The sequence below is a fragment of the Mitsuaria sp. TWR114 genome (genome assembly GCF_007997345.1).
Genome location: NZ_VOSR01000316.1, coordinates 1 through 9,240, shown reverse-complemented (window position 1 = coordinate 9,240; position 9,240 = coordinate 1). Strand labels below are relative to the sequence as shown.

General features: G+C 66.2%; 7 protein-coding genes, 6 tRNA genes and 2 pseudogenes. 4 read left to right on the top strand and 11 right to left on the bottom strand.

What is annotated here, in order from left to right; genetic code table 11:
* The first annotated feature begins 293 nt into the window (after window positions 1-293).
* Window positions 294-800 (top strand): MarR family winged helix-turn-helix transcriptional regulator, encoded by a 507-nt coding sequence (locus FUT87_RS12955; RefSeq protein ID WP_147241282.1) that lies wholly within the window; start codon window positions 294-296, stop codon window positions 798-800.
* A gap of 39 nt (window positions 801-839) precedes the next feature.
* Window positions 840-1,274 (top strand): organic hydroperoxide resistance protein, encoded by a 435-nt coding sequence (locus FUT87_RS12950; RefSeq protein ID WP_091724331.1) that lies wholly within the window; start codon window positions 840-842, stop codon window positions 1,272-1,274.
* 137 nt (window positions 1,275-1,411) lie between these two features.
* Here FUT87_RS12950 and FUT87_RS12945 read toward each other — a convergent pair.
* Window positions 1,412-2,343 (bottom strand): annotated as a pseudogene (locus FUT87_RS12945) (asparaginase).
* A 114-nt stretch (window positions 2,344-2,457) separates the two neighbouring features.
* Between FUT87_RS12945 and lexA the strand changes: the two are divergent.
* Window positions 2,458-3,133 (top strand): annotated as a pseudogene (gene lexA, locus FUT87_RS12940) (transcriptional repressor LexA).
* A gap of 17 nt (window positions 3,134-3,150) precedes the next feature.
* Window positions 3,151-3,456: a helix-hairpin-helix domain-containing protein gene (locus tag FUT87_RS12935; protein ID WP_147241281.1), complete on the top strand. Its 306-nt coding sequence runs from the start codon at window positions 3,151-3,153 to the stop codon at window positions 3,454-3,456.
* 92 nt (window positions 3,457-3,548) lie between these two features.
* On the opposite strand, the gene FUT87_RS12930 is transcribed toward FUT87_RS12935, so the two are convergent.
* The 10 genes from FUT87_RS12930 to FUT87_RS12885 form a co-directional block, all read right to left on the bottom strand.
* Window positions 3,549-3,625 (bottom strand) — tRNA-Asp (locus tag FUT87_RS12930).
* A gap of 102 nt (window positions 3,626-3,727) precedes the next feature.
* Window positions 3,728-3,803, bottom strand: a tRNA-Glu gene (locus FUT87_RS12925).
* A 59-nt stretch (window positions 3,804-3,862) separates the two neighbouring features.
* Window positions 3,863-3,938, bottom strand: a tRNA-Ala gene (locus FUT87_RS12920).
* A 47-nt stretch (window positions 3,939-3,985) separates the two neighbouring features.
* Window positions 3,986-4,062: transfer RNA gene (locus tag FUT87_RS12915), tRNA-Asp, on the bottom strand.
* Window positions 4,063-4,244: 182 nt separating this feature from the next.
* Window positions 4,245-4,320: transfer RNA gene (locus tag FUT87_RS12910), tRNA-Glu, on the bottom strand.
* A gap of 42 nt (window positions 4,321-4,362) precedes the next feature.
* Window positions 4,363-4,438: transfer RNA gene (locus tag FUT87_RS12905), tRNA-Ala, on the bottom strand.
* Between the two features lie 145 nt (window positions 4,439-4,583).
* Window positions 4,584-5,975 carry a glutamate--tRNA ligase gene (gene gltX / locus FUT87_RS12900; protein ID WP_147241280.1) on the bottom strand — a complete coding sequence of 464 codons (1,392 nt, stop codon included), beginning with the start codon at window positions 5,973-5,975 and terminating at the stop codon, window positions 4,584-4,586.
* The gene (locus FUT87_RS12895) at window positions 5,972-7,216 is read right to left on the bottom strand and encodes an O-succinylhomoserine sulfhydrylase (RefSeq protein WP_147241279.1); all 1,245 of its coding nucleotides are present in this window, start codon (window positions 7,214-7,216) and stop codon (window positions 5,972-5,974) included. The genes gltX and FUT87_RS12895 overlap by 4 nt, the downstream gene beginning before the upstream one ends.
* On the bottom strand, window positions 7,216-8,727 hold the full coding sequence (gene purF / locus FUT87_RS12890) for an amidophosphoribosyltransferase (RefSeq protein ID WP_091724326.1): 1,512 nt from the start codon (window positions 8,725-8,727) through the stop codon (window positions 7,216-7,218). The genes FUT87_RS12895 and purF overlap by 1 nt, the downstream gene beginning before the upstream one ends.
* Before the next feature lie 60 nt (window positions 8,728-8,787).
* Window positions 8,788-9,240: CvpA family protein (locus FUT87_RS12885; protein ID WP_147241278.1), on the bottom strand; the 453-nt coding region annotated here is incomplete at its 5' end.

The following is a 9,240-nucleotide window of genomic DNA, read 5'->3' as shown; positions in this document are numbered from 1 at the left end:
CCCTCCCTCTCCCGCAACGCGGGAGAGGGTGATCTCACCGAGACCTTCGAACGGGTGGCGTCGAACGGGTGGCTCCGAATGAGCGGCTTCGGACGGGTGGGGCTCCTTCGCGTCCCCTTTTTCCGTGCTGGCGGCGCTCGCCCCAGGCATCGATAGTTCGCCTCAACAGCGGACAAAGACCATTTCAATTGCGTGCAATTGAATTGCTCGCTACATTTCATCCCATGCCGAAGACGAATCCTTCCAGCCCCGAGGACGCTGCCGCCGTCAGTACCGCTGGCGACCAGCCCTCGATGCCCGCCGGCACCGACTGGCTGAAGCTGGACGTTCAGCTGTGCTTCGCGCTGTATTCGACCTCGCTGGCGATGACCAAGCTCTACAAGCCGCTGCTGGCGCCGCTGGGCCTGACCTACCCGCAATACCTGGTGATGCTGGTGCTGTGGGAGACGGAGGGCCTGGGCGTCTCGGAGCTGGGACAGCGTCTGAGCCTGGATTCCGGCACGCTCACGCCGCTGCTGAAGCGGCTCGAGGCCAGCGCGCTGATCGAGCGCCAGCGCGCCCGCGGCGACGAGCGCCGCGTCGAGATCCATCTGACCGCCGCTGGCCGCGCACTGCGCGATCAGGCGGTAGGCATTCCCGAGCAACTGGCCTGCGCCAGCGCCTGCGGGCCGGCCGAGCTCGAATCGCTGACACGCCGTCTGCAGGCCTTGCGCACCAACCTGCTGACCCACCTCGCCGCAGATTCCGCCGCCGATCCCGCCGCGCTCACGGAGAACGACGGCGAGGACGGCAATCCCTGACCCCAAACGTTCTTTCCCCTCACCACCAAGGAGCCCCACATGGCCATCGAAAAAGCCCTCTACACCGCCACCGCCACCGCCACCGGCGGCCGCTCCGGCACCGCGCAATCGTCCGACGACCGCCTGAAGGTCCAGCTGTCCACGCCCAAGGCGCTGGGCGGCGACGACGGCGCCGGCACCAACCCGGAACAGCTGTTCGCCGCAGGCTATTCCGCCTGCTTCATCGGCGCGATGAAGGCCGTCTCGGCCCGCAACAAGGTCGCCCTGCCGGCCGAAGTCTCGATCACCAGCGAAGTCGGCATCGGCCCGCACGCCAACAAGCCGGGCGCCTTCGGCATCGCCGTGGCGATGAAGATCTCGGTGCCGGGCATGGACCGCGCGCAGCTGGAAAAGCTGGTGGCCGATGCCCACGAGGTCTGCCCCTACTCGAACGCCACCCGCGGCAACGTCGACGTCACGCTGACGATCGTCTAAGCCTTCCGCGCGCCCGGTCACCACCGGGTCGAGCACAAAGAAAAGCGCCGGTCATGCCGGCGCTTTTTCATTCATGGGTCTAGCCGTCGACGCTTCGCTCCGTCGCGACCGACGAAGCCACTCGCGACGGCTGTGGTTCAGCGTTGCAGCAGGCTGAGCATCAACTCGACGCGCGCCGCCCACGGCGACAGCGCGGCGGCGGGCTCATCGCTGGCGCCCACGATGCGTCCCTGCGCGCACCGCGTCGTCCGCCACACGGACACGCCGGCCTCCTTGAGCGCCCGCAGCGGCGCCTCGAGCGCCTGATTCACCGTGCCGTTGCCCGTGCACGCCAGCACCAGCCCCTGGAGACCGGCCGCTCGCCAGGCTTCGAGCGACCGCGCATCGGCGCCCGCATGGCTGGCGAGCACCTCCACCCAGGGCCACTGGGTCGCGTCCTCCGGCAACAGCGCCGCGCCGAGCGCCTCGCCCCCCGGCCAATCGCGGAAGCGCCGCACGACGCCCTCCTCCACCACGGCCAGCGGCCCGGCGTCAGGCCCGGCCTCGAAGGCGTCGAGCCGGTAGCTGTGCGTCTTGCGCAGCTCGAGCCCGGACCAGACCTGCCCCGCCACGACGGCGATGACGCCTCGCACGCCTTCGCTCTCGGCAACGGCCACGGCGTCCAGCAGGTTCTGCGGACCATCCGCCTGGATGGCGTCGCCGGCCGCATCGCGGCGGTCAGCACGACCGGCTTCTCCGGCGCCAGCACGCGCTGCAGCAGGTAGGCGGTCTCTTCCAGCGTGTCGGTGCCGTGCGTGATCACCACGCCGCGGACCTCGGGCCGGTCCAGGTGCTCCCGCACCCGCTTCGCCAGCCGCGCCCAGGTGGCGTGATCCATGTCCTTGCTGTCGAGCTGGGCCAGCTGTTCAGCCTCCAGCGACCTCGCCGCGAGCGCCGGGACCGCCTTCACCAGCGACTCCACCGACAGCGAACCCGCCTTGTAGCCGACATTGTCCGTGGCGCTGCCGGAGGCGCCGGCGATCGTGCCGCCGGTGCCGATGATCACGAGGGTCTGGGGCGCGCTTTGCAATTTGTCGTCTCCTGTATAAAAATCCAGATGCTGGATGGATTCTCAGGCGGCTTTCGAACCCTCGAAGCCGTTTTGCATTCCAACCAGTCCTCCATGGAATAAAGGCCTGTGCTCGTGGATACACCGCCCAAACTCACCGCCCGCCAACAACAGATCTTCGATCTGGTCCGCGACAGCATCGAGAGCACCGGCTCGCCGCCCACGCGCGCCGAGATCGCGCAGCAACTCGGCTTCAAGTCCGCGAACGCCGCCGAGGAACACCTGCAAGCGCTCGCCCGCAAAGGCGTCATCGAACTGGTGGGAGGCACCGCGCGCGGCATCCGCCTGCCGTCGACCGCACTGCGCCAGGTCAACCGCGCCCGGGAGCACAGCCAGTTCGCCCTGCCGCTGGCCAGCCTGGCGCAGCTGACGCTGCCGCTGGTCGGCCGTGTCGCGGCCGGCGCGCCCATCCTCGCCGAGGAACATGTGGAGCAGCACTATAGCGTCGACCCCTCGATGTTCTCGAAGGCGCCGGACTTCCTGCTGCGCGTGAAAGGCATGAGCATGAAGGACATCGGCATCATGGACGCGACCTGCTCGCCGTGAAGAAGATCAGCGAAGCGCGCAACGGCCAAGTCGTCGTCGCGCGCCTGGGTGACGAGGTCACCGTGAAGCGCTTCCAACGCATCCGGATGGCATCCGACTTTTGCCGGAGAACGCCGACTTCGCCCCGATCGAGGTCACGCCGGATGAGCAGTTCGCCATCGAAGGCCTGGCCGTTGGATTGATCCGGTCCGGCGGGTTTCACTGAGCGGGTAGGAGTGCCGCATGGCTGCGCGAAAGACGCACACGAAAGCGGCTTCGGCCGCTGAATGCCTCACGCTGCGGCAAATTCCCAACATCGGACCCGCGATGGTTCGGGATTTTGAATTGATGGGGATTCGGCAGGCCGCGGATCTCATCGGCGCCGATGCATTTGCGCTCTATCAGCGGATTTGCAAACTGACCGGCAAGCGCCACGATCCCTGCGTGCTGGATACCTATATGGCGGCCGTCGATTTCATGAACGGTGCCTCGCCCAGAGATTGGTGGAGTTATACCGCCCAGCGCAAGCGCGAGTATCCGGATCTTTGAATATTCTGCGGGCGTGACCCGCCTTAACCGGAATGAGACCGGAACGGGCAAAGAAAAAACCCTGCCGATTTGCATCGACAGGGTTTCAATATTGGCGGAGTGGACGGGGCTCGAACCCGCGACCCCCGGCGTGACAGGCCGGTATTCTAACCAACTGAACTACCACTCCAGATACGACGCTGTTGAGCGCGTCGATATCGTTCGCGAACAAGTTTCGCTGCAAGCCAACGGATCCATTCGGAACCGCGATGCAGCCAAGCCTTGTCAAACTTGGCGTCCCCTAGGGGATTCGAACCCCTGTAATCACCGTGAAAGGGTGGTGTCCTAGGCCTCTAGACGAAGGGGACTGAACCTTCTTGCTGTGACTCGGTCAATGCGTACCGGCAACCCAGACTCCCAAGAAATCTGGTGGAGGTAAGCGGGATCGAACCGCTGACCTCTTGCATGCCATGCAAGCGCTCTCCCAGCTGAGCTATACCCCCGAATGCTGACGCATCGAATCGGTACACTGCCCGAGCCTCGACTGTGTTGGCGGAGTGGACGGGGCTCGAACCCGCGACCCCCGGCGTGACAGGCCGGTATTCTAACCAACTGAACTACCACTCCAGATACTCAGAATCTTTCGATTCCTTCGCATCAAACTGGTCTCGCTTTGATTCGATCAATGACTTGACCGCTTCTCCGCGTCGATTTCGTTACTATACCTGATTTTGACAACGCTTAAATCGAGTTCCGAAGAATTTTCGATTTTCACGTTCAATCTCAGTCAGTAACCAAGCTCGAAAACTTGGCGTCCCCTAGGGGATTCGAACCCCTGTAATCACCGTGAAAGGGTGGTGTCCTAGGCCTCTAGACGAAGGGGACTGGACCTTCTTCCTTGAACCGCGCGCCACGCAAACCGAAGTTTGGTGGAGGTAAGCGGGATCGAACCGCTGACCTCTTGCATGCCATGCAAGCGCTCTCCCAGCTGAGCTATACCCCCTTTGGGGATTCGAACCGATTCGTTTCAGCTGCTTTTGAATCTCATCGGGGAGCTCGCGCTCCCCGATTTGATTCGCCGTCTGCTGCTTCGAAGTTCGTTTCGAACAACGCGCTGTTCAAGCGAGAACGAGAGTATAGAACGAGTTTTAAACGGAACGCAAGCGGTTCAACAAAATTTCTTTGTCGAAGAGTTCCAGCACCGCATCGACCGACGGCGTCTGCGCGCGGCCGCAGGCCAGCACGCGCACCGGGATGGCCAGTTGCGGCATCTTCAGGCCGTGCGCCGCGATCGTTTCCTTGATGGCGGCGCTGATGGAAGCCTTGTCCCAGCTGGCCAGCGCCTCGAGCTTGTCGGCGAACGCGAGCACCGCCGGCTTGACCGCATCGGTCAGGTGCTGCGCGCGGTCGGCCTCGCTGGGCGTCACCGGCGACACGTACATCGCCAGCCAGTCGGCCAACGCGACGGTCGTGCTGCAACGGTCCTTGAACAGGCCGCACATCGCCTCCAGCCGCTGCGGCGCGCTCAGGCCGCGCTTGGCCAGTTGAGCGCTCACCAGTTCCGCCAGGCGGGCGTCATCGGCCAGCTTGATGTAATGCGCATTGACCCATTCCAGCTTGGCCGGGTCCCACTGCGCGGGGCTCTTGGAAATGTGGCTGCCGTCGAACCACGACACCAGCTGCTCGCGCGAGAACAGCTCGTCGTCGCCGTGGCTCCAGCCCAGGCGCGACAGGTAGTTCAGCATCGCCTCGGGCAGATAACCGTTGTCCTCGTAGGCGGTCACGCTGACCGCGCCGCGGCGCTTGGACAGCTTCAGGCCGTCGTCGCCCAGGATCACCGGGATGTGCCCGAAGGCCGGCAAGGGCGCGCCCAGCGCATTGAACAGGTTGATCTGCCAGGGCGTGTTGTTGATGTGCTCGTCGCCGCGGAAGACATGGGTGATCTTCATGTCCCAGTCGTCGACCACCACCGCGAAGTTGTAGGTCGGCACGCCGTCCGGACGCAGCAGGATCAGGTCGTCGATCTCGCGGTTGTTGATCGTGATGGTGCCCTTGACCAAGTCGTCCCAGCTCACGTCGCCGTCGATCGGATTCTTGAATCGGACCACCGGCGACACGCCGGCCGGGATCACCGGCAGCGTCTTGCCTGGCTCCGGGCGCCAGGTGCCGTCGTAGCGGCGCTTCTCGCCGCGCGCTTCCTGGCCGGCCTTCATCGCGGCCAGCTCCTCGGGCGAGCAGTAGCAGCGGTAGGCGGTGCCCGCGGCGATCATCTGCTCGATCACCGCGTGGTAGCGCTCCAGGCGCTGCATCTGGTAGACCGGGCCCTCGTCGTAGTCGAGCCCCAGCCACTTCATCGACGCCAGGATCTGGTCGACCGAATCCTGCGTCGAACGCGCGACATCGGTGTCCTCGATGCGCAGCACGAATTCGCCGCCATGGTGACGCGCATAGGCCCACGAGAACAGCGCGGTGCGGGCCGTGCCCAGGTGCAGGAAGCCCGTCGGCGACGGCGCGATGCGGGTGCGGATGGGAGAGGTCATAGCGAGTTCAAACCACGGGCCAGGTCGGCCTTGATGTCTTCGATGTCTTCGAGGCCCACCGCGACGCGGATCAGCCCCTGCGTGATGCCGGCCGCCTGGCGTTGCGGCTCGGTGAGCCGGCCGTGCGAGGTGCTGGCCGGATGGGTGATGGTGGTCTTGGTGTCGCCCAGGTTGGCGGTGATGGAGCAGATGCGTGTCTGGTCGATCACGTGGAAGGCGGCGGCGCGACCACCGTCCTCGGCCGCCCGGGCGCCGCCCTTGACGATGAAGGACACCACCGCCCCGCCCTGCCCGCCTTGCTGGCGCATCGCGAGCTCATGCTGCGGGTGCGACTTCAGGCCCGGGTAATAGACGCGCTCGACGCCGGGATGGGCCTCCAGCCATTCGGCCAGCCGCGCGGCGCTGGCGGTCTGCGCCTTCATGCGCACCGACAGCGTCTCCATGCCCTTGAGCACGACCCAGGCGTTGAACGGCGACAGCGACATGCCCACCGACCGCATCACCGGCGTGAACACCTCGTCCACATGTTTCGACGACGCGCAGATCGCGCCGGCGATCACGCGGCCCTGGCCATCGAGGTACTTGGTGCCGGAATGGATGATGAAGTCCGCGCCCATCTTCGCCGGCTGCTGCAGCGCGGGGGATGCGAAGCAGTTGTCGACGGCGAGCAGCGCGCCGTGGCCGTGCGCGATGTCCGCCAGCGCGGCGACATCGCAGACCTCGGTCAGCGGATTGGTCGGGGTCTCGGCGAACAGCAGCCTGGTGTTGGGCTGCAGCGCGTTCTTCCATTCCGCCAGGTCGGTCTGCGAGACGAAGGTCGTCTGGACGCCGAACTTGCCGAACTCGCCCTGCAGCAGCTTGATCGTCGAGCCGAAGACCGAGCGCGAGCACACGACGTGATCGCCGGCCTTCAGCAGGCCCATCACGAGCAGCATGATCGCGGACATGCCCGAGGACGTCGCGATGCAGGCCTCGGTGCCCTCCAGCGCCGCGAGCCGGCGCTCCATCATCATCACCGTCGGATTGGAGAAGCGGCTGTAGACGAAGGCCTCCTCCTCGTTGGCGAAACGGCGCGCGGCGGTGGCCGCGTCCGGATGCACGAAGGAGCTGGTCAGGTACAGGGCCTCGGAGTTCTCGCCCCAGGGCGACGGCGGCAGGCCCTCGCGGACCGCGAGCGTGTCCAGGCGCGCGTCGGCCGGCAGGTCCACGCGCGGGATGCCCCCTTGCTTTTCGTTGGCCATCACTGGTCTCCGCCGCTCTGCAGCGCGAGGCGGCTGCGCGCCGGCAGGTCCTCCTCCTCGGGCTGCGACTTGCGCTGCGCCTGCAGCGTCGCGAAGTCCTCGGCCGACACGTCGCCGGTGATGTACTGGCCGTCGAAGCAGGAGGCCTCGAAGCCGTTCAGCCCCGGACGCAGCTGGGCGACGACGCGCTTCATCGCGTCGACGTCCTGGTAGATCAGCGCATCGGCGCCGATGAACTGGCGGATCTCCTCGATCGAGCGGCCATGGGCGATCAGCTCCTCCTTCGTCGGCATATCGATGCCGTAGACGTTGGGGAAGCGCACCGGCGGCGCGGCCGAGGCCAGGTAGACCTTGTTGGCGCCGGCCTCGCGGGCCATCTGGACGATCTCCTTGGAGGTCGTGCCGCGCACGATGGAATCGTCGACCAGCAGCACGTTGCGGCCCTTGAACTCCAGGCCGATCGCGTTGAGCTTCTGGCGCACCGACTTCTTGCGCGTGGACTGGCCCGGCATGATGAAGGTCCGGCCGACATAGCGGTTCTTGACGAAGCCCTCGCGGTACGGCTTGCCGATGCGGTGCGCGAGCTGCATCGCCGATGGGCGGCTCGACTCGGGAATCGGGATGACGACGTCGATCTCGCTGGGCGGGATCGTCGAGATCAGGCGCTGGGCCAGCGTCTCGCCCATGTTCAGGCGCGCCTGGTAGACCGAGATGCCGTCCATCACCGAGTCCGGGCGCGCCAGGTAGACGAACTCGAACATGCAGGGATTCAGCGTCGGATGCTCGGCGCACTGCTGCGTGTGGATGGTGCCGCTGGTGTCGATGAACAGGGCCTCGCCGGGCGCGAGGTCGCGCGTCAACGTGTGGCCGGTGCCCTCGAGCGCGACGCTCTCGCTGGCCACCATCACCTCGCCGTCGCCCGACTGGCCGAAGCACAGCGGCCGGATGCCGTAGGGATCACGGAAGGCGAGCAGGCCGTGGCCGGCGATCAGCGCGATCACGCCGTAGGAGCCCTTGATGCGCTTGTGCACCGTGCCCACGGCCTTGAAGATCTGCGCCGGCGTCAGCGGCAGGTCGCGGCCGGCCATCTCCAGCTCATGCGCCAGCACGTTGATCAGCACCTCGGTGTCGCTCTCGGTGTTGATGTGGCGGCGATCGACCTCGAACAGCTCGTCCTTCAGCGCATGCGCGTTGGTCAGGTTGCCGTTGTGGACCAGCACGATGCCGTAGGGCGCGTTGACGTAGAACGGCTGGGCCTCTTCCTCGGAGTAGGCATTGCCGGCGGTCGGGTAGCGGACCTGGCCCAGGCCCACGTTGCCGGGCAGCGCGCGCATGTTGCGGGTGCGGAAGACGTCGCGCACCATGCCGCGCGCCTTGTGCATGAAGCACTTGTGGCCCTGCATCGTGACGATGCCGGCCGCGTCCTGGCCGCGGTGCTGCAGCAGCAGCAGCGCGTCATAGATCAGCTGGTTGACCGGCGCCTTGGAAATCACACCGACGATGCCGCACATGGGAGGTCCTTCAATGCTCTGGAAACGGGAGGAAAGCGAAGACCCGGGCGCTCGTGACGCTCAGGCCGGAATGTAGTCGTGCAGCGCCGCCGGCAACAGCGGCCGCAGCTGCGTCAGCGCCGCCTGCAGCCAGGGCGCGGCCTGCGATTCGGTCCAGGCTTGCGAGCGCACCGCCGGTGTCATGCCGACGATCACGGTGGCCAGCAGCGCCAGCAGCACCGCGCGCAGCACGCCGAAGGCCGCGCCGCCGAGCCGGTCGATCAAGCCCAGCGGCGTCGCGTGGATCAGCGCCCGGACCAGCTTCGCGCCCAGACCCCACACCAGCAGGACGAGGATGAAGCCCAGCACCAATCCGAGCGCATGGATCAGCGCCGGGCCGACCTTCTCCGGCGGGATGAAGCGCTCGATGAACGGGGCGACGAAGGGCGAGGCCAGGTAGGCCACACCCCAGCCCGCGATCGTCATCAGTTCGAACACCAGGCCGCGCCAGGCGCCCAGCAGCACCGAGATCGC

Excerpts from the sequence above, each read along its gene's own strand:
- FUT87_RS12955 (WP_147241282.1), top strand. The coding sequence starts at position 294 with ATGCCCGCCGGCACCGACTGGCTGAAGCTGGACGTTCAGCTGTGCTTC.
- gltX (WP_147241280.1), bottom strand. The coding sequence starts at position 5,975 with ATGACCTCTCCCATCCGCACCCGCATCGCGCCGTCGCCGACGGGCTTC.
- FUT87_RS12935 (WP_147241281.1), top strand. The coding sequence starts at position 3,151 with ATGGCTGCGCGAAAGACGCACACGAAAGCGGCTTCGGCCGCTGAATGC.
- FUT87_RS12895 (WP_147241279.1), bottom strand. The coding sequence starts at position 7,216 with ATGGCCAACGAAAAGCAAGGGGGCATCCCGCGCGTGGACCTGCCGGCC.
- purF (WP_091724326.1), bottom strand. The coding sequence starts at position 8,727 with ATGTGCGGCATCGTCGGTGTGATTTCCAAGGCGCCGGTCAACCAGCTG.
- FUT87_RS12950 (WP_091724331.1), top strand. The coding sequence starts at position 840 with ATGGCCATCGAAAAAGCCCTCTACACCGCCACCGCCACCGCCACCGGC.